The sequence below is a fragment of the Shewanella seohaensis genome, from assembly GCF_023283775.1.
Lineage (GTDB): Bacteria > Pseudomonadota > Gammaproteobacteria > Enterobacterales > Shewanellaceae > Shewanella > Shewanella seohaensis.
In genome coordinates, this window is sequence record NZ_JAKILE010000012.1 from 130,752 (window position 1) to 152,437 (window position 21,686).

Sequence of the window (21,686 nt, forward strand, 5' to 3'; positions counted from 1 at the left end):
GCCACACTAACGAAACAAAAACGCTCAAGCAAGCCAAAAGGCATACTTGAGCGTATTTTTTTGTGACAAATTGTCAGTCAACATCGAATGGCGTCATTGAGTGCCACTCGCCGCCCTTTCCCGCTCAAATCCGGCTTAAAAAAGCGACATTTTTGCAAGAAGGACATTCGCTTAGGCCATTTGCTTAAGCTTTGGCGTTAGCGATATTCACTTTCCAAATCGCAGGGCCAGTTTCATGGGCATTCACGCCGTTTGAGTCTACCGCTACAGTCACTGGCATATCTTGTACGTCAAACTCGTAAATCGCTTCCATACCTAAGTCGGCAAACGCCACCACGCGGGATTTCTTAATGGCTTTCGACACTAAGTAAGCCGCGCCGCCCACTGCCATCAGGTACACAGCTTTGTGCTTCTTGATAGACTCAACAGTCGCTGGACCACGTTCAGCCTTACCAATCATGCCCATCAGGCCAGTTTTATCTAGCATCAGATCGGTGAACTTGTCCATACGGGTCGCGGTTGTTGGACCTGCAGGACCCACGACTTCGTTACCGACTGGGTCAACTGGGCCCACGTAGTAGATAAACTTGCCAGTAAAGTCCACGCCTTCTGGTAAACCTTCGCCGCTTTCAATCAGGCTTTGGATACGCTTATGGGCAGCATCACGGCCGGTGAGCATTTTACCGCTTAACAGAATGGTTTCACCGCTCTTCCATTGCTCAATATCGGCTTGAGTGACTGTGTCTAAGTTAACACGGCGCACGTCGCTACCCACTTCGCGGGTGATTTCTGGCCAGTCGCTGAGTGTCGGCGGCGCAAGATCAGCAGGGCCCGTACCATCTAAATGGAAGTGTACGTGGCGAGTTGCCGCGCAATTCGGGATCATCACCACAGGCTTTGATGCTGCATGAGTAGGTGCTGATTTGATTTTCACGTCTAACACTGTGGTTAAACCGCCAAGACCCTGTGCACCAATACCGAGGTTGTTAGCACGCTCGAAAATGTCTAAACGCAGTTTTTCTTCGCTGGTTTCTGCACCGCGCGCCATTAACTCATGGATATCCACGCTTTCCATCAGGGCTTCTTTCGCCAGCACCGCGGCTTTTTCAGCGGTGCCGCCAATACCGATGCCGAGCATACCTGGAGGACACCAGCCCGCACCCATCGTTGGCAGCGTTTTTTCAACCCAAGCGGCGATATCGTCAGATGGGTTTAACATCACCATCTTGGCTTTGTTTTCACTGCCGCCGCCCTTGGCCGCGATAGCAACTTCAATATGATTACCTGGCACCATATCGATATGCACGACAGATGGCGTGTTGTCTTTGGTGTTTTTACGGCTACCAGCAGGATCAGCCACAATCGATGCACGCAGTGGGTTATCTGGATTGGTATAAGCACGACGCACACCTTCATCGACCATTTGCTGCACGGTCATATCGGTTTTATCCCACTTAACCCCCATACCAATCTTAACGAAGGTGGTCACGATACCCGTGTCTTGACACAGTGGGCGTTTACCTTCGGCAGACATACGCGAGTTAATCAAAATTTGCGCAATCGCATCCTTCGCCGCCGCACTTTGCTCACGCTCATAAGCTTCGCTCATGGCATCCACAAAATCTTTGGGATGATAATAGGAGATGTATTGCAGGGCATCAGCCACACTTTCAATAAAGTCGGCTTGTTTAATCACTACATTTTCAGACGTTTCATGGTGAGATGACATAGTAGGTGCGCTCCAGCAGCCTTTAGGGCCTTACTTGTTTTTTGTGTAATTCTTTCTGGGCCAATATGATACTCTTTCCCATCTTTTTGGGCTACATCACATTTTTAGATAGGGTTAATTGATGGCAAATAGGGCGGCATTACCGCTGGCAGTACGCCAACTTGACTGGACTTTCAGCACAGCAGCAATCTTCGAACACTTTGCGGCAGAACCTTGGTCGATACTGCTCGACTCGGCCAATGCGCCCCATCAGGACGCTAAATTCGATATGATTTGCGCAGGTCCCATCGCCACCCTCATCACCCAAGGCGAGCGGACTGACATTCAAGTTCATCAGCCTGAATTAGCCAAACCGACTCACCTCAGCCCGCAGGATGACCCTTTTACGCAGGTCAAGCAGTTGCTGCGCCATTGGTATCCACACTCTTTTGCCTGCGATTTGCCCTTTAGTGGCGGCGCCATGGGCAGCTTTAGTTATGATTTAGGCCGTCGAATTGAACAGCTCCCCTGCACTGCGGCGCAGGATATTCACCTCGGCGAGATGAATATTGGCTTTTACGACTGGGCATTGATTTTCGATTATCAGCAGCAAAGCTGGTTTATGGTGCACTATTTAGGGGATGCCGCCCTCGATACTCAATTGAAAATAATTGAAGCAAAAATAGCCCAACCCACAAAACAGGCCGAATTTCATCTCACAAGCCCTTGGTCGGCGCAGCTGACCAAAGCCCTGTACACCTCAAAATTTAATCAAGTGCAGGCGTATCTGCATAGCGGCGATTGCTATCAAATTAATTTAACCCAGCGCTTTGAAGCAGAGTATCAAGGCGATGAATGGCGCGCTTACTGCAAGCTACGAAGTGCCAATCAAGCGCCCTTCTCCGCCTTTATGCGGCTTGATGCCAATGCGATTTTATCGATTTCGCCCGAGCGTTTTATTCAGCTGCGCGGTGACGACATTCAAACCAAACCAATTAAAGGCACCCTGCCGCGCCATAGCGACCCGATGCTAGATAAGCAAGCAGCGCAAGCCCTTGCCCATTCGACCAAGGATCGCGCCGAAAACGTGATGATTGTGGATTTACTGCGCAATGACATAGGTAAAGTCGCCGCGCCCGGCACTGTGCAAGTGCCACATCTATTTGCCGTTGAAAGCTTTCCTGCGGTGCACCATTTAGTCAGTACCGTTACCGCCAAACTCGACCCACAATACCACGCCTGTGATTTGCTGCGGGCGGCCTTTCCTGGCGGCTCGATTACCGGAGCGCCTAAAATCCGCGCCATGGAAATTATTGAAGAACTGGAACCCTCACGTCGCAGTCTGTATTGTGGCTCCATGGGGTATATCAGCCAAGATGGGCAAATGGACACCAGTATCACCATCCGCACTATTGTGGCAGAGCAAGGTAAACTCTATTGCTGGGCGGGTGGCGGTATAGTCGCGGACTCTAATGTCGATGCCGAATATCAAGAAAGCTTCGATAAAGTCAGTCGCATCTTACCCTTACTCGATAGTCCTCAATAAATGTCAGGAAACGAATAGGAAGCCTATGGATCAAGCGGAATTTAGACTCAGATTTAATCTGCATCCTTTAGCCACGCAAGATCCGGCGGCTATTCCTCACCTTGGGTTGCGTAAAGCCGCGGTACTGATCCCCTTGCTGGAAATCCAGGGCGAGCTCAGTCTGATTTTAACCCAAAGGCCGATGCACCTTAGGGCGCACCCAGGGCAAATTAGCTTTCCTGGCGGCAAGATTGAACCCACTGACAGCAGTGCCATTACGGCCGCGCTGCGGGAAGCGGAAGAAGAAATTGGTCTTTGCCGGGAAAATGTTGAAGTGATAGGCACCTTCCCCGCCCATAACACCTTTACCGGTTTTGAAATCACCCCAGTGGTGGGCATGATTAAGCAGGATTTTGCCTTAAGGCTCGATCCCGGTGAAGTCGCCGATTGCTTTACCGTGCCCTTAAGCTTTTTTATCGAACCGCAAAATCGCCACCGCAAACAGTTTTTACGCCAAGGGCGTTATTACAGCGTGCATTTTATTCCGTATCAGCAGCGTTTTATCTGGGGCGCAACAGCGGCGATTATCGATCACCTCTGTCGGCATTTGAGTCTTCCCGAGGAGATGCTGTAAACCCGCATTGCTCTTTTGGATAGTTCAAATCACAAAATGCACATATAAGCCCGCCACTAACGAGGTTAGCAGCAGCAAAGGAATATTAAACCAATAACCCAGTTTGCTGTGGTGGGCGACATAGTAATTAAACGCCAGACTGATCAGGCTTATCGCACCGCAGCCCCAAATGATGTATTGCAGTAATTCGGTTTCGCTTGGGTCCCAATAGTGTCTGAAGGTTTCACCGCGACTCAAGTAGGATCCGACCTCTCGTTCGGGGCGAGCCTCGCCAAACACCATCAGCGCGTACACCGCCAAGGTCCAGCCAAGAATGGATAATGTGGCGAGGATCATCTGAAATATTTTGACTTTCCGCATACCGCCTCCCAAGTTTTAAGGCACCCTATCACTCAATATTAGTAATATTAACCTCAGGATACCTTTTTCAGCTTGAGAAAAGCCACCAGCAAGGTAATATAAACCTCCAAAAATTTTCATATAAAACGTTTCGTTGGAGAACTAAGCAACAATGAGCATTGCATCGGTCGCTTCTGTATTTAAAGGTGAGTACGCAGTTGGTTCGACAGTCACAGTCCGTGGCTGGGTCAGAACCCGTCGTGACTCGAAAGCTGGCATCTCTTTTTTAGCTGTCTATGACGGCTCCTGCTTTAATCCTATCCAAGGTGTTGTGCCAAATAGCTTAGAAAATTACGACAACGAAGTGTTAAAGCTGACAGCTGGCTGCTCTGTGATCGTAACCGGTGAGATTGTGGAATCTCCTGGCGCTGGCCAAGCCTATGAGCTGCAAGTCACACACGTTGAAGTGACGGGTTGGGTTGAAGATCCAGACACTTACCCAATGGCGGCTAAGCGTCACTCAATCGAGCATTTACGCGAATTGGCGCACTTACGCCCACGTACCAACATCATTGGTGCCGTTGCCCGCGTACGTAACTGTTTATCTCAAGCGATTCACCGTTTCTACCACGAAAATGGTTTCGTGTGGGTGTCTACACCGCTGATCACCGCATCAGACTGTGAAGGCGCGGGTGAAATGTTCCGTGTCTCCACACTGGATATGGAAAACCTGCCGCGCACCAGCGATGGCAAAGTAGACTATGACAAAGACTTCTTCGGTAAAGAGGCTTTCTTAACCGTATCGGGCCAGCTGAACGGCGAAACCTACGCCTGCGCCCTGTCAAAAATCTATACCTTTGGTCCGACATTCCGTGCTGAAAACTCAAACACCAGCCGCCACTTAGCGGAATTCTGGATGGTTGAGCCAGAAGTGGCCTTCGCGACCTTAAGCGATATCGCAAGCCTTGCCGAAGGCATGCTGAAATACGCCTTTAACGCGGTATTAGCTGAGCGTATGGACGATTTACAATTCTTCGCCCAGCACGTGGATAAAACCGTGATTGAGCGTCTGCAGTCTTTCGTATCGAGTGATTTCGCCCAAGTGGATTACACCGATGCGGTTGAGATCCTGCAAAAATGTGGTCGTGAGTTCGAATTCCCAGTGTCTTGGGGTATCGACTTATCCTCTGAGCACGAGCGTTATCTGGCCGAAGAGCACTTCAAAGCCCCCGTGGTTGTGAAGAACTATCCAAAAGATATCAAAGCTTTCTACATGCGCCTCAACGAAGACGGTAAAACCGTTGCCGCAATGGACGTATTAGCCCCAGGCATAGGTGAAATCATCGGTGGTTCACAACGTGAAGAGCGTTTAGACGTACTGGATATGCGTTTAGAAGAAATGGATCTGAACAAAGAAGATTACTGGTGGTACCGCGATCTGCGCCGTTACGGCACAGTTCCACACGCAGGTTTCGGTCTGGGCTTCGAGCGTTTAGTGTCTTACGTGACGGGCGTATCGAACATCCGTGACGTGATCCCATTCCCACGCGCGCCTCGCACTGCGAACTTCTAATTTGTCCGTTAAAAGACTGATACTTTAAAACGCGCCTCGGCGCGTTTTTTATTGCCCAGTAAAAATGCGTTAAAATTCATCACTCGGTCAAACTCCTTTGCCTGAGTCCTTGCACTTTAGGGGGCAAGAAATCTAAGATGGCTGCGGCTAACTTATGTGCTTAGCGCAGATAAAAGCCTGTGGCAGGAAGTCACCTAGTTGTCGTTAGTAAGCGAGTTGCAAAAGGCAACTCAACAGCATTTTGCTCAATCGAGGAATCACAATGTCAAAAATCAATTTACTTTTGCTGTGCGGCGGTGGAAGTGCGGAACACGATATTTCCCTACTGTCGGCTAATTATTTTGAAACCTCATTAGCAAAATCCGAGCAGTTTAATGTACTGCGCGTAGTACTGGACAAGTTTGGCCAATACCAAACCGCCGCTGGCGATGACTGTGAGCTGACCAATAACCGCGAAATCCGCTTCCGTGATGAGACCAAGGCGCCTTGGCCTGTGGATTATGTGATCCCTTGCATTCACGGCTATCCGGGCGAGACAGGCGACATCCAGTCGTACTTTAACCTTATTCAACTGCCCTACTTTGGTTGCGAATCCGAAGCCAGCAGCAACTGTTTTAACAAGATCACCGCTAAGATGTGGTTCAGTGCCTTAGGCATTCCTAACACACCTTATATCTTCTTAAATCAATACGATGATGAAGCGATTGCCCAAACCCAAGCCGCGCTCGAAAATTGGGGTTCGATTTTCGTTAAAGCCGCATCTCAGGGCTCTTCTGTGGGTTGCTATAAAGTCGATGACAGCAACAAAGTCGCTGGCGTGTTAAAAGATGCCTTTGGTTATGCACCCTATGTGATTGTCGAAAAAACCATTAAAGCCCGTGAGCTTGAAGTCGCTGTTTATGAGTATCAAGGCGAAGTGGTTGCGACCCTGCCTGGCGAAATCATCTGCGATAGTAATACCTTCTACACCTTCGATGAAAAATACGCCAAGAGCAGTAAGGCCCGCACCGATGTGGTCGCGCAAAACGTACCAACTGACATTAGCGAGCAGATCCGCGCCTATGCGATTAAAGCCTTTAAGGGCATGAAGCTTCGCCATCTGTCACGCATCGACTTTTTCTTAACCCAAGATAATGAAATCCTGCTCAACGAAATCAATACCTTCCCGGGTTCGACGCCGATTTCGATGTTCCCTAAGATGTTACAAAACCATGGGCATGATTTTACCGAATACTTAAGTTTGGTGATTAACGGCCAGCTAGCGGCTAAGTGATAAACAAAGAGCGCCTATGGCGCTCTTCTTTTTTTGAGGTTAGTTTGAACTCATCATGAATGGTGATGGGCCGCAGCTTGCTCGGCAAGTAACTCAAAAAATGCCGCCTTGGGCATGGGCTTATAAAAGATATAGCCTTGAATTTCTTGAATATGGTTTTCCATCATCACCTTAAGCTGCGCATCGGTTTCGACCCCTTCTGCCGTCACACTCAAATTCAGCGCATGACTTAAGCGCACAATCGCCTCAATCAATGCGAGGTGGCGCTCGCCTTCATCCAACCTATCGATAAAACTCTTATCGATTTTGATTTGATCGATCGGGAAATTTGCCAAATAGGATAAGGAAGAATAACCAGTACCAAAGTCATCGAGGGAAATTTTAATGCCTCTGCCGCGTAACTCGTTGAGCACTTGGATTAAATGCACATGCTGTTTCATCAGCAGCGATTCGGTGATTTCTAAAGTGATAAGCTCGTAGGGAAACTCAATTAACCCCAGCTCTTCGATAATATCGGCAAAGGAGTCGCAAAACGCGTCCTGCAACTCGTGGGACCAAAACTCAAAGGTCGATACGTTCACCGCTAAATTGATTGGCCACCCCAATGCTTGCATATCGATGATGGTTTGCATCACAGCTTTACGTACATAGCGACCAATATTAACGATTAAACCGCTGTTCTCGGCGATAGGAATAAACTCATCGGGGGAAATAAACTGCCCCTCGTGCTGCCAACGCAGTAGTACTTCGGCGCGCAGAACAAGCCCAGTTGTCGCATCCACAATCGGCTGAAAATACAGCTCGAAGGCTTCTTGCTCTAAGGCTTGTTTCAGCAGTGTATGTAAATTCGCAATGCGCTCGGCATTCTGCTGCATTTGCTCGGTGAAAAAATGATAGCGGTTACGGCCATTGGCCTTGGAGATATACATGGCCTGATCGGCGCAGTTCAACAGCTGCTCCAAATCCAGCGCATCCTCGGGAAAGCGCGCAATCCCAATACTCACGGAGCTATACACCCCTTTATCTTGGGACAGCTCATAGCGGCGATAAACCTGCTGATTAATTTTCTCCGCTAGATGTGACAATTCTCTTTGTGTCACAAGGCCCGGCAGCAGCAGCGCAAACTCATCGCCTCCCAAGCGAGAGAATACCGCTTGCTCATTTAAACAGGTCTTAATCTGCTCCACGACCTGCACCAGCAACGCATCCCCTTTGTCGTGGCCATAGGTATCGTTCACTTGTTTAAAGTTGTCCAAATCCATCAGCATAAAGCTGAAACCCGGGGTTAAGCTGTCGGCGGAGATCAGCTCTTGGATTTGTCTAAACAAGGCATTACGGTTTGCCAGCCCGGTGAGGGAATCATTGTTGGCTTGATACTTAATTAACTGCGCCGCCTTTTTACGTTCACTGATATCGGAAAATAACCAAGCAAAACCATTCTCGTTGCTATGGGGCTCACGAAACACGGTCACGGTTAAATCGAGGTAAAAGGTTTCACCGTTATTGCGCAGGCCAATCAACTCACCCTGCCACATTTTGCCCTCAGACAGATGTTGAAACAGCGAATCGATTTCGTGGGGCTCAGAGGGAGAGAAAAAGTGTTCGGGGCAAAAATCATGAATATCAGTGGTTTCAGGATAAACCATCTGGGTGAATGCATCGTTAGCATAGAGCACGGAATGGCTGGCATTGGTGATGACTAACGACAGAGGTAGGCGATCAAATATTTTCACCGCAAGGCGCTGAAACTCGAGTGACCGACTGCGCTCTACCGCTAAACTCGCCAGTCTCGCCGCCTCGGCTATCAAGGTTAAATCCGCGGCAGTCGGCGATTTAACCTCCTCATAATACATGGCAAAACTACCTAACACCTTGCCTTGACTATCTTTGATAGGTTCAGACCAACAGGCTCTCAGCCCGTGGGCTAATGCAAACTCTTTATACAGTGCCCAATAGGGATGATGCTCGATATCTTCGACAATCACCCGTTGACCAGTAAACGCCGCGGTACCGCAGGAGCCAACCCCAGGACCAATTTCGACTCCATGGATAGCTTGGTTATAACTGTCGGGTAAATGGGGGGCGGCGCCCGTGAGTAGCTTTTTGCCGTCTTCGCTGAGTAGCAATACGGAGGCGTGCGTACCTAAACGCTGATCTTCAATTTTTAACACTAAAGCATGGAGAATTTCTGCTAATGGCGCGCCATTAAGCAGCATAGACAAGATGCCGTTATAGCATTCTAAGCTAACGCTTTGATTAAAATGAGCATTAATCTCGCCGATACTGCCCGTAACCGCAATTCCTTCGTCCATACATCCCTTAGTCATTTAGCGCTTAAGTTAACGACCTTACTAAGATGAACAATCTTTGTAAATCAGGGGTGAATTTTAGGTATTTAGTCGCACTAAAGCAACTTTTCAATTATGGATGAAAACGTGCTTTAGTGGCGAGATAAAATGCGGGTTTATTCTTGAATTCGCTCAAGTTTTGCTAAATAAAACCCATCGAAACCCGTCTCGGCGGGGCTGATGGTTTCATCTTCTAGTAAACGGAAATTGGGGTTTTCCGCTAAGAAAGCATCCACTTGACCGCGGTTTTCACAGGGGAAAATTGAGCAGGTCGCGTATACCACAATGCCACCAACCTTCACCATGCGGCTATAGCTGCTTAAGATATGCTTTTGCAGCTCCATCAGTACCGGCAAACGTTCGGCGGTATCACGCCATTTGGCGTCGGGATTGCGCTTTAATACCCCAAGGCCAGAACAAGGCACATCGAGTAGCACACGGTCTGCACTGAGTTTTAAGCGTTTAATGGTTTTAGAACCCACAATTAATCGGGTTTCGATATTGTGGGCGCCATTACGGCGGGCGCGTTCCTTGAGGTTGTCGAGTTTCCATTGCTCCACATCCATCGCCAATAAACGGCCTTTACCCTGCATCTGCGCGGCGATATGTAGGGTCTTGCCCCCCGCTCCCGCGCAAGCATCGATCACTCGCATCCCCGGTTTGGCATCGAGCGCGGCGGCCACACGTTGTGAGCCCGCATCTTGTTGCTCGAATAGACCGTCTTTAAAGCAGTTAGTGCGAAACAGCGCGGAGTCTGAGGTCACTTCAAGGGCTGAATCAACGCTCTCCACCGCTTGGGTGGTGACAAACTCGGCCGCCAGTTTTTGCGCTAGCTCATCACGACTCACTTTAAGACCATTGACCCGCAGGAAACGTTTTGGCGGAGTGCTTAAGGCGGCGCGCTCCTTCTCCCAGGATGCACCAAGCTGGGCTTGACCCATAGCATCTAGCCATTCAGGGCAACCGTCCCAAAGTACGGGTTGGCGCTGCGCCTGCTCGATACGCTCGGCTAAACGCTCGGCATCGACTGGCAAGGAATACTGCATCTTAGGCAGTTCTAGCTTGTGGAATAAATGCCACACATTAAGCAGCTTGGAGCCTAAGCGCTCCATTTCTTCCGGCTTAATTTCGGCTAAGAAACAATACAGATTTAACCGGCGCAGAATATCGCCCGTCACAGTGGCAATACGCGCCTGTTCGGCGGGTACTAACTTTAACCCCGAAAAATGCTGAGAATAGGCCCGGTCTAAGGGTTTTCCTTCGCTCAGTACCATAGCTAAGATACTGATCACTAATTCATTCGAGCTGGCAGAAAGCGGAGAATTCAACATTTACAGGTCACCGTGAGTAATAAAACCGGGGGATCATAGGAGGTCAGGCACTAATACGCAAGTAAACAGATGCCCAGTTGCCTTTTAGAGGCAAAAAAGTCCAATAAAAAAGCGATCCATGGGGATCGCTTTTATCGAAATGGCCAATGCCGTTACATTTTAGAGCCTTTCGCTCCATAGAACAGGATAAAACCGTAGCACACTACTGGCAGAACAAAAGCCAATTGAATGCCTAAGTTATCGGCTAACACGCCTTGTAACAATGGCACAATCGCACCACCCACAATGGCTAAACAGAGAATACCGCTACCCTGCGACGTGTGCGGACCTAGGTCACGCAGCGCTAAGCTGAAAATAGTGGGGAACATAATCGAGTTAAATAATCCCACGCCCAAAATCGCCCACATCGCCAGCGTGCCGCTGCTGGTGATCGCCACCAGCACCAACAATGCCGCCATCAAGGCATTGAAAGCCAGCACTGTGCCAGCAGGAATTTTTTGCATTACCGCCGAACCGATAAAGCGCCCGACCATAGCGCCGCCCCAGTAATAGGCGATGTAATGGGCCGCTTGCTCTTCTGGCATGCCGACGATGTGTGATTCGCCGAGGAAGTTAACTAAGAAGCTACCAATCGACACTTCTGCGCCCACATAAACAAAAATCCCCACCGCACCTAACACCAAATGGGTGCTTTGCAGTGCGCTAGTCTTGCCTAAATGGGTTTGTACTTCGCCCGCAGCGGCTTCGCTGTGTTCACGGATCACCGGCAAATCGAGCTTAGCGAAAATCACCGCCAGTACGGCAAGTGCGGTCGCTAACAGTAAATAAGGTAGCTTAACCACTTCCGCCTCGGCATTGGCTTGCGCTAATTCAGAGGATGCCGTGGCTGCAACGGACAGAATCAAAATCGAGCCAAAAAATGGCGCAACTGTGGTCCCTAGCGCGTTAAAGGCTTGCGTCAGGTTTAAGCGGCTCGATGCCGTCTGGCTGCTACCTAGCGCGTTAACATAAGGGTTAGCCGCCACTTGTAAAATCGTGATCCCTGAGGCCAGAACAAACAGCGCGCCGAGGAACAATCCGTAGGTCGCAAAGGACGCTGCTGGGTAGAACAAACCACAGCCGATACTCGCAATCACTAACCCTGTGACTATGCCTTTTTGATAACCGAGTCGTTTAACCAGCTGTCCCGCAGGGATCGACACCAGAAAATAAGCGCCAAAAAAGCAGAACTGGATCAACATCGCTTGGGTGTAATTGAGTGAAAACACCGCCTTAAGATGGGGGATCAGAATATCGTTCAGACAAGTAATAAAGCCCCACATAAAAAACAGTGAGGTCAATGAGACTAACGCAAAACGATAATTACCGTTTCCCGCCTCACTCACGCTGCTCGTGTGGCTGCTGGTGTTTATAGATGACGCCATAGTTGTGCTCTCTAATCATGTTTTTATTATCTAAAGGGAATGTCCCTTAGGCGTTTTCGTACCACGACAGACAGTCACAATGAATTTGTGCTGCCCATCCGAAGTGGTGTTATGCGCGGTTGAAAACTAGTTCAACAGCGCATAAAAGCAGGCGTAGGCCGAAAATGTCAATGTGTCGGCGACCCTTTGCGCAGTTTTCAACCCGTGACCGGTAATTTCTTGCTGCAGGTTGAGCTCCTTCAGTGACCATTCAATTTCCTGATCTAGCAGATTGAAGCACACCAGTAACTTTTGCTCACCGAGCGTGCGCACAAATACCAATAAAGGTTCAGGCGCGTCGAGGAACTCAATCTCCCCTTCAATTAAAATAGGATAGCCTTTGCGCCACGCGAGGAACTGACGATAGCCCTGCAGCATTGAAGCGGGATCGGCTTCCTGCACATCGACCGCCAATGCTCTGTGTGCATTCGCCACAGGCAACCAAGGTGTTACTTGGCTAAAGCCGCTAAAATCGGCGTGCTGTTCCCACGGCATCGGAGTGCGGCAACCGTCACGGCCCTTAAACATTGGCCAGAAAGTTTTACCGAAGGGATCCTGCAATTCATGGTATTCAATTGGCGCCTCGGTTAAGCCAAGCTCTTCTCCTTGGTAACTACAAACACTGCCGCGAAGTGAGCTGAGCATGGCATTAAGCATTTTCACCATGTCGTGGGTTTGCTTGCCCCGTCCCCAACGGCTTGCAACGCGCTGCACATCGTGGTTACCAATCGCCCAGCAAGGCCAACCATCACCAATACTCGCTTCGAGTGCCTCGACGGTTTGGCGAATATAAGCGGCGCTATAGTCATCGGTCAGCAGCTCGAAACTGTAGGCCATATGTAAGCGCTCTTCACCCTTGGTATAGGCAGCCATCACGGCGAGAGAATCCTCAGCGGAGACTTCGCCTAAGGTCACAGCACCCGGATAGCGATTGATCAACTGGCGCAATTCTTCAATAAATAGAATCGTTTGCGGACGATCATTATTGTAGTAATGGTACTGATAGGCGTAGGGATTATCTTCACTAAATCCGCGACCTTGGCGTTTATCCTTAGGTTTTGCCGGATTATCCCTAAGCTGCTCATCGTGATAACAGAAGGTAATGGCATCTAAGCGGAAACCATCGACGCCCTTCTTCAACCAAAACTCCACATTATCTAACACGGCTTGACGCACTTCAGGATTATGGAAGTTTATATCGGGCTGACTGCGTAAAAAGTTGTGCAGATAATACTGTTGTCTGCGCGGTTCCCACTCCCAGGCGCAACCACCGAAAATCGCTAACCAGTTGTTTGGCGCCGTTCCATCTTCTTTAGGATCGGCCCACACATACCAATCGGCCTTAGGATTGGTGCGGCTCTCGCGGCTCTCACAAAACCAAGCATGCTGATCCGACGTATGGCTGAGCACTTGGTCGATAATGACTTTAATGCCACGTTGATGGGCTTTTTCGATCAGCTCATCGAAATCCTGCATCGAACCAAACAGTGGATCCACCTCACGATAGTCACTGATATCGTAACCAAAATCGTCCATGGGCGATTTAAAGAACGGCGAAATCCAAATGGCATCCACATTCAGGCTGGCAATATAGTCCAACTTGGTGATAATACCGCGCAGATCGCCAACGCCATCACCATTAGTATCCAAAAGGCTACGTGGATAGATTTGATAGATCACGGCTCCACGCCACCAAGTTAACTCACTCATATTGCCCCTTTATCCTTATTCTTCAGCGCGCTAACCCAAAAACTCTCACATGAGCAGTTACAATCATGTTACTGCGGAGTAAAGGCGCTACGGCTTGTATTAGTGGCAACGAGCATACGTGAACAGGGAAATAAGGTTCAATACGCCTGCATACGTATGCAAAACAGACTATCATTAGACTTGTCTGATAAAGATAAAATTAACCCTTTACTAACATAAGGTTGCGTTGAAATAGCCAGAGATAAAATCGGAGTTTTTTTGGCCGAAATGCCGGTTTTGGCAGGCCAATGACCTATTGAATACGTATGCACAATATTGTGACGCCAAGATTCTCGGGAGTAGTATCTTCACCGTTGCATAACAATTTGGTCATAAACGCAGCACTTATGCAGTCAATTAAGCGCCGAGATACCAAAAAAAGGCCGCAAAAACAATGCGGTAATAACGATAAAACGCTCTACATAAGCGGTAAAAAGCGACTTCAAGGGGAAGATAGAAATGATGCGATTTAAACCCAGCTTGCTGACCTTAGCACTCGTTGCTGCAGGCGCCAGTATGCACTCCTACGCAGCAGATGATGTAAAAGAAAAAGACCTAAAAGCAAAAGATGCCGAAATTGAAGTAATCCAAGTTAAAGGCTTCAGAACTAGTGTGATCAAATCGCTTAATGAAAAACGTTTTGGCGATACCGTATCTGAATCTATCTCTGCCGACGATCTCGGCGCCCTGCCCGACCAATCTATCGCCGATGCGTTAACCCGTTTACCAGGCGTCACCGCTGTTCGTACTGGCGGCCAAGCTAGTGGTTTGAACATCCGTGGTCTGGATGGCGATTTCGTGTTTGCAACCCTCAATGGCCACGAACAGGTGACCACTGGTGGTAAACGCGCCATTGAGTTTGACCAATATCCATCCGAATTAATTAGTCAGGCAGCGGTTTACAAAACACCTAAAGCCTCACTGATCGAAGGCGGCGTGGCCGGTACGGTTGAATTAAAAACCGCCGATCCGCTGAAGAATGACAAAGATCAATCATTCAATATCAATGCCCGCGGCAGCTTTAACGATCGCGCCGATGAAATCTCCGATGCAGAGCAATACGGCAATCGTTTAAGTCTCGCTTATCAAGGTAAATTCCTGGAAGACACCTTAGGGGTTGCTGTGGGCTATGCTCACCTGTATCAACCTTATGTTGCAAGTCAATTCATTGGGTTACGTTTTAATGATGATAAAAAAGACGTTAACGGTGACGGTGTAACCGAAGCGATTAGTGAAGGTTTTGAACTGCAACAAAAAGGCGGCGACGATACCCGTGATGGTTATATGGCTGCTATCCATTGGCAACCGAGTGATAGCCTGAGTGTGAAAGGCGATCTATTTCACTCTAAATTTACCTCTGAAAACTTTGCCCGTGGTTTCCGCGTCAAGTCATTGAAAAACGGCACTATCAGCGATGCCGTTGTCGAAAACGGTTCTATGACGGGTGGTACAGTCTCTACTGATGGCACGGATAACTTTGCGGTTTTCGTGATCAACGATAACGACTCAAAATACTCAGAATTGACTTCAGGCTCTTTGAACCTTGAATGGAATAACGGTGGCGCACTGACAGTGGCGGCCGATGTCAGCTATTCCAAAGCCGATGGTGAATTCGTTAACGGCGGTACTCGCGCCGTGTTGTACGATGATCTAGGCAATGAAGTTCGCTCAGCTGAATCTGTTACTTATCAACTGAATGGCTTAAATCCTGCAGATGTCAGCTTTGCTAACGACTACACAAATACCTCGACCCTAGGTCTTAAAGAAGTGGGTATGTGGCCGTATAATCAGCAAAACGATCTGATTGCCTACAAACTCGATTTTAACTATGTCCTAGACACCAGCTTTGTCTCTTCTGTTGATTTTGGTGTGCGTTATGCTGAACGTGAATTCAACGCACAGCGTTCACAGGCAGGTTACGGTTTCGAGTTTGGTAAAAACCCTGATAATCAACCAGTCCTAGCACTGAACGGCGATATGGCCAAAGTGGTAGATTTTGGTGGTGAATTAGCAGGTTACCCAAGTTTCCTCGCCATTGACTTTAACAAAGCCATTGAACTGGTGAACGCACAACTGGCGGCAACTGGCCAATCACCTTTCACTCCAACGGCGAACTGGTCAAATAACTGGACCATGATCCAAAGCGGCGCGGTCAATGAAGATGTATTAGCCGGTTACGTGCAGGCAAACTTAGACTTCGATATCGGCGATGTTAAAGTCACAGGTAACTTAGGTGTACGTGTCGTACACACAGATCAAAGCAGTACGGGTCTGCAACAAGTTGGTTATGGTTTAGGTGAAGCCATTACCGATGAGCAAGGCGTCGTAAGCACGGATTATATCCGTAACAAGGTCGGCAAAACCTATACCGACTACTTACCGTCACTGAACTTAACCTTCCACCTGACTGAAAACGATCAACTGCGTTTTGCAGCGGCCTCTGTGATGTCACGCCCACCAATCGACAAGTTAAAGTCAGGTATGGGTTCTTGGTATGACGACTCTGCTACGCCAGGATACAAAAAGTACAATGCGTGGGGTAACACCAGTCCGTTATTAGATCCTTTCTATGCGGATCAATATGACTTGTCCTACGAGCACTACTTTGAAGAGTCTGAAGGTGCGGTCGTTGTGGCCTTGTTCTATAAAGATATTAAATCTTTCATCAACAACTTCACTATTCAACCATTTGATTTTGAAGCGAATGGCTTTATCGTGCCCGATACAATTATCGACAATGGCGTTGAGTTCCCAGTTGTTAAAGATGAAGGCCAATATCAAACAGCCATCAACAACGATAAAGGCGGTTATATCCGTGGTATCGAGTTAGGCTATACCCAAGTGTTTGATTTCCTACCGTCACCTTTAGATGGTTTAGGTTTCACTGGTAGCTATTCCTATTCAGACAGTGAAGTGGAATTCACTACAGACTTAAGCGGTTCTAACCTGACCATTCCATTACCAGGTCTGTCAGAAAACGTGCTGAACACTACCCTGTTCTACACCTTGGATGGTTTCGATACCCGTGTGAGCATGAGATACCGTAGTAGTTATGTGTCAGAGCAAGTTGCGGTTGAATCTCAACTGGCGTTCTTTGATGCAGAAACGATTGTGGATTATCAGGCTTCTTATGCGCTGGACAACGGACTTAAGTTCCTGTTCCAAATCAATAACCTCACCGATGAGCCTAATAAAACTTACTTTGGTGAAGAGCATCAAACCGGAACAATTCAATACTTCGGTAGACAATATTTCCTTGGTTTAACCTACTCTCTGTAAGCTGTCATCGTAAAAGCCTGCTTCACTGTGAAGCAGGCTTTTCTTTTTACCCATAATAATAGTGAGATGATACGCCGCTCTTTATTTCTAAAGTCACACTTAAAACCTACCCGATAAAAGGCCCATAGTATGATACGTCACACTTAAAACCTACCCGATAAAAGGCCCATAGTATGATACGTCACAGTCTACTCTTCGCCCTTGTGTTAACCGCCTCTTCTCCCTTATCTATTTCGGCGCAGACCAACAATAGCCCCGTCAGCAGTACAGCATCTTTTCATCTCGAACCGCTCTCTTGGTGGGCGGGCATGAATAATCCTAAGCTGCAACTGATGCTCCACAGCAATGCACTGCCCGCGGATGCGACGCAACTTAAGGTTGAGATTACTGGCCAAGATGTGGTGTTTGAAGGAATAGAGCAGACGGATAATCCCCATTATTTGTTTATCAATTTAGATTTGCGCCAAGCCAAGCCGCAGACCTTTGATATCCGCATTCTCGCTGGCGACAAGCAGCTCTTCCAACTGCCCTACACTTTAGCTGCGCGGGCAGATGGCAGCCGCGAACGCCAAGGCTTTAGTAATAAAGATGTGATTTACCTTATCACCCCAGACCGATTCGCCAATGGCAACCCAAACAATGACAATCAAGCCGATATGCTCGAGCATGCGGCGCCTGATAATTCCGATGGCCGCCATGGCGGCGATATCGAAGGTATACGCCAGCACTTAGATTACTTAGCCAAAATAGGTGTCACTCAGCTGTGGATCAACCCACTGCTTGAAAATAACCAAGCCCAATACTCCTACCATGGTTACGCCATTACCAATCTGTATCGGGTTGACCCGCGTTTTGGCAGCAATCAGGATTACCAAAAGTTAGTCACAGAGGCCAAACAGCATGGTCTTGGGGTGATTAAAGACGTAGTGCTTAACCATATCGGCTCAAACCATTGGTGGTTAAAGGATTTACCGAGCAGTGACTGGCTCAACTACCCACTAAAGCCCAATATCACTGATGCCAAAACGGCTCCAGCCGCCAGTTCTACCAGCCCGAGTTTTACCAGTCATAGACGCACCACAGTGCAAGATCCCTACGCCGACACACAGGATAAAAGTGACTTTGTCGACGGTTGGTTTGTCGATTCGATGCCCGATCTCAATCAGCGCAACCCAAAACTTGCGACTTATCTAATTCAAAACAGCATTTGGTGGGTGGAATACGCAGGGCTTTCGGGCATTCGCGAAGACACCTACTCCTACGCTGATAAAACCTTTTTAGCCAAATGGTCAAAGGCCTTAATGGCCGAATACCCACATTTTAATATTGTCGGCGAAGAGTGGACCGCCAATCCCATTACCGTCTCCTATTGGCAAAAAGGCAAAATCAATGCCGATGGCTATCGCTCGGATTTACCTAGCCTGATGGACTTTCCACTCTATGAAAAGCTGGTTGAAAGCCTAAACGAGCCCGAAGGCTGGGATACTGGTTTTATCAAGCTTTACGAGATGTTAGCGAATGATGTGGTGTATGCTAACCCAAGCCAGTTAGTCCTCTTTGAAGGCAACCACGACACCAATCGGATTTATAGTCTGCTGAAAGAAAACCTGCCGCTGTACCAAATGGCCCTCACCTATGTGTTAACGGCCAAACGGATTCCACAGCTGTTTTACGGCACAGAAGTATTGATGACCAGCCCAACCGAAGGCCGCCACGACGGTGTAGTGCGTAGCGATTTTCCGGGTGGCTTTGCCAATAGCAAGGTAAGCGGTTTTAGCGGTAAAGGGCTAAACGCAAAACAGCAACAAGCGCTTGCGTTTGTACGCACCCTACTCAATTACCGTAAACATTCAGCCGCGCTGCAAACAGGCGATTTACTGCACTTTGTGCCGCAAAACGGCGTTTATGTGCAATTTCGATGCGCGGCAAAACACCCCACAGCGGGCAATGCCTGCTACCAAGCCGATGCGGATAAAGTGATGGTGATTTACAACAAGAATAACCAAACACAAACGCTGGATTTAAGCCGATTTAACAAGGTATTGGCGGGAAATAGCTCGGTAAACTCAGTCTTCACAGGGGATAAGTTCAAGCTTAATCAATCAGTTACTCTGCCCCATACTGGCGTCATGTTGCTTGAGCTTAATCACCAATAACCCATACTCAATCAAACAGCTAAGCATGCTTAGCTAACAGCGCGGCCAAACCACAGTTTGGCCGCCAAGTCAGTAAAGGAATCTAGGTTGAATTTTCTATTATCTAACAGCAGCAAACGTCGCGCTTATCGCTGGCAACAGGGATTAACCCTATTAGCCCTCAGCAGCATTAGCACCTTTTGCACCATGGCCGCCCCAGCAATCACCACTCAAGCAATGGCGTTACAAGCAGTGGCGGCTAAAACCATGGAAGCCAATCCAAATGTGGCCGAAGGCGAAATCCTGCCAGCCCATCACAATAGTGAGCAAGCAAATAAGTTTAAACCCATTGTTTATCAAGTCTTTACCAGACTCTATGGCAATAAAAACACCACCAATAAACCTTGGGGCACGATTAGCGAAAACGGTGTGGGTAAATTTAATGATATTGATGACACAGCGCTCAAAAGTATCAAAGACTTAGGCGTTACCCATGTGTGGTATACGGGGGTGCCCCACCACGCCTTAATTGGCGATTACAGTGCGATTGGCGTCAGTAATGATGATCCCGATGTAGTTAAGGGCCGAGCCGGTTCGCCCTATGCGGTTAAAGATTATTACAACGTAAACCCCGATTTAGCTGTCGATCCCGCCAAGCGTTTACAGGAGTTTCAAGCACTTATCGAGCGCACCCACAAGCAAGGCTTAAAGGTGATTATCGATATAGTGCCCAACCATGTGGCGCGTAATTACCATTCCATCACTAAGCCCGAGGGCGTACGCGATTTTGGTGAAGATGATAATCAAACCCTTGAATATGCAAAGCATAATAACTTTTACTATGTGACTGATAAAAAGCAGTCCTCTGGCTTTCAAGTGCCCGATTTGCCTGATAGCCTCAAACCTTTAGGCGGCGAGTCGCATCCCCTAAGTGATGGTCAATTTGAAGAGATCCCCGCCAAATGGACGGGAAACGGCTCACGCCTTGCCAAGCCGGATATGAACGACTGGTATGAAACCGTTAAAATCAACTACGGTGTCCGCCCCGATGGCAGCCATGATTTCCCCGCACTGCCGCCACGCTATGCCACACTCGGCACCGAGCAGCACTATGCTTTTTGGCAGCAACGAACCCGTGAATTACCTAACTCTTGGATCAAGTTCAATCAAATTGCCCAGTATTGGTTAACGATGGGAGTCGATGGGTTTCGTTACGATATGGCCGAAATGGTGCCCGTCGAATTTTGGAGCTATTTAAATAGTCATATAAAACATAGTCATCCAGAAGCCTTTATCTTAGCGGAGGTCTACAACCCCGCGCTTTATCGCGACTATATTCAGCTCGGCAAAATGGACTACCTTTACGACAAGGTCGATCTTTACGACACTCTCAAAGCCATTATGGCAGGACAAAAAAGTACCGCGCAGATCGCCGCGGATCAGGCCAAAGTCCAAGATATCGACTCGCATATGCTGCATTTTTTAGAAAATCACGACGAGCAGCGCATCGCCAATGCCGCCTTTTTAGGCGCCTTAACTGGTAACACCTCAACAGATACGGTCGATCCCCACTACGCCCTGCCCGCGATGGTGGTGTCAGCAACCTTAAGTACCTCACCCACCTTGCTTTATTTTGGTCAAGAAGTGGGAGAAGCGGCGACGCAAAACCTAGGCTTTGGCCATGCGTCACGCACCAGTATTTTTGATTATGCGGGTGTTCCCGCCCTTCAGCGCTGGATGAATCAAGGTAAGTTTGATGGTGGCCAATCAACCGCCACAGAAGTTGCGCTACGCAACTATTACCAAAAATTATTGAACCTGAGCACGGGGAAAAATGCGCCTGCACTCTTGGGGCAATATGACTCGCTGGATGCTGCCAACCGCAGCGCGGTATCGGCAGCAAAGGCTAGTAATAAGGCTAACAATAAGACAAACAATGGCAGTGCAACGGGTTATGATGACTCAACCTTTGCCTTTGTCCGCTTTGAGGCCCATACCGCCGATAACAAAGGCCAAAAGCTGATTATTGTCAGTAACTTCAGTCAAACCCAAACCAAGTCATTTTCCCTTAAACTGCCCCAATCTCTGATTGCGCAATGGCAGTTAACCGATGCAAGCTATCCGCTTAAGGATTTACTGGAAGACCATACGGCGCAGTTAATTGTCGAGCGAGGTGAAGGACAAGTTCAGCTGCAGCTTGCACCTCTCTCCTCCGCGATATTTGAACTCGTCCACTAGCCAGCTAGCGAAGTAAGATAAAAAATCATAGGTTAGCACCAGAGTCACACTTAGTTGTGACTCTGGCTTTTTTAAAACACACTAGCGTAAA

Annotated in this window: 13 protein-coding genes; 7 read left to right on the forward strand and 6 right to left on the reverse strand. The window is 48.4% G+C overall.

The annotated features are described in order from the left end of the window. Positions 1-184: 184 nt before the first annotated feature. Complete coding sequence (locus L2713_RS14710) at positions 185-1,729, reverse strand: fumarate hydratase (protein WP_011622887.1); 1,545 nt, start codon at positions 1,727-1,729, stop codon at positions 185-187. Between the two features lie 121 nt (positions 1,730-1,850). On the opposite strand from L2713_RS14710, the gene pabB reads away from it, so the two are divergent. Together pabB and L2713_RS14720 are read left to right on the forward strand one after the other, a co-directional pair. Further along, positions 1,851-3,254, forward strand: coding sequence for an aminodeoxychorismate synthase component I (gene pabB, locus L2713_RS14715; RefSeq protein WP_248968386.1), 1,404 nt, complete (start codon positions 1,851-1,853; stop codon positions 3,252-3,254). Positions 3,255-3,279: 25 nt separating this feature from the next. After that, positions 3,280-3,867 carry a CoA pyrophosphatase gene (locus L2713_RS14720; RefSeq protein ID WP_248968387.1) on the forward strand — a complete coding sequence of 196 codons (588 nt, stop codon included), beginning with the start codon at positions 3,280-3,282 and terminating at the stop codon, positions 3,865-3,867. A 24-nt stretch (positions 3,868-3,891) separates the two neighbouring features. On the opposite strand, the gene L2713_RS14725 is transcribed toward L2713_RS14720, so the two are convergent. Further along, positions 3,892-4,227: a hypothetical protein gene (locus L2713_RS14725; RefSeq protein ID WP_011622890.1), complete on the reverse strand. Its 336-nt coding sequence runs from the start codon at positions 4,225-4,227 to the stop codon at positions 3,892-3,894. 151 nt (positions 4,228-4,378) lie between these two features. Between L2713_RS14725 and asnS the strand changes: the two genes are divergently transcribed. Continuing rightward, a complete protein-coding gene (gene asnS, locus L2713_RS14730) occupies positions 4,379-5,779 on the forward strand; it encodes an asparagine--tRNA ligase (RefSeq protein ID WP_248968388.1) in 1,401 nt (466 codons plus the stop codon). Positions 5,780-6,041: 262 nt separating this feature from the next. Beyond that, complete coding sequence (locus tag L2713_RS14735; RefSeq protein ID WP_248968389.1) at positions 6,042-7,052, forward strand: D-alanine--D-alanine ligase; 1,011 nt, start codon at positions 6,042-6,044, stop codon at positions 7,050-7,052. Positions 7,053-7,105: 53 nt separating this feature from the next. On the opposite strand, the gene L2713_RS14740 is transcribed toward L2713_RS14735, so the two are convergent. From L2713_RS14740 to L2713_RS14755, 4 genes are all read right to left on the reverse strand, one after another. Continuing rightward, complete coding sequence (locus tag L2713_RS14740) at positions 7,106-9,364, reverse strand: bifunctional diguanylate cyclase/phosphodiesterase (RefSeq protein ID WP_248968390.1); 2,259 nt, start codon at positions 9,362-9,364, stop codon at positions 7,106-7,108. A 152-nt stretch (positions 9,365-9,516) separates the two neighbouring features. After that, positions 9,517-10,731, reverse strand: a complete 1,215-nt coding sequence (locus L2713_RS14745; RefSeq protein WP_248968391.1) for an RsmB/NOP family class I SAM-dependent RNA methyltransferase — start codon at positions 10,729-10,731, stop codon at positions 9,517-9,519. A gap of 152 nt (positions 10,732-10,883) precedes the next feature. Next, positions 10,884-12,155, reverse strand: a complete 1,272-nt coding sequence (locus L2713_RS14750; RefSeq protein WP_248968392.1) for a sugar MFS transporter — start codon at positions 12,153-12,155, stop codon at positions 10,884-10,886. Between the two features lie 126 nt (positions 12,156-12,281). After that, positions 12,282-13,904: an alpha-glucosidase gene (locus L2713_RS14755; protein ID WP_248968393.1), complete on the reverse strand. Its 1,623-nt coding sequence runs from the start codon at positions 13,902-13,904 to the stop codon at positions 12,282-12,284. Between the two features lie 498 nt (positions 13,905-14,402). Here L2713_RS14755 and L2713_RS14760 point away from each other — a divergent pair, with 498 nt between their 5' ends. The 3 genes from L2713_RS14760 (at position 14,403) to L2713_RS14770 (ending at position 21,595) form a co-directional block, all read left to right on the forward strand. Next, positions 14,403-17,222, forward strand: coding sequence for a TonB-dependent receptor (locus L2713_RS14760; RefSeq protein WP_011622897.1), 2,820 nt, complete (start codon positions 14,403-14,405; stop codon positions 17,220-17,222). Positions 17,223-17,395: 173 nt separating this feature from the next. After that, complete coding sequence (locus tag L2713_RS14765; RefSeq protein WP_248968394.1) at positions 17,396-19,378, forward strand: glycoside hydrolase family 13 protein; 1,983 nt, start codon at positions 17,396-17,398, stop codon at positions 19,376-19,378. A gap of 87 nt (positions 19,379-19,465) precedes the next feature. After that, positions 19,466-21,595 carry an alpha-amylase family protein gene (locus L2713_RS14770; protein ID WP_248968395.1) on the forward strand — a complete coding sequence of 710 codons (2,130 nt, stop codon included), beginning with the start codon at positions 19,466-19,468 and terminating at the stop codon, positions 21,593-21,595. Positions 21,596-21,686: the final 91 nt, after the last annotated feature.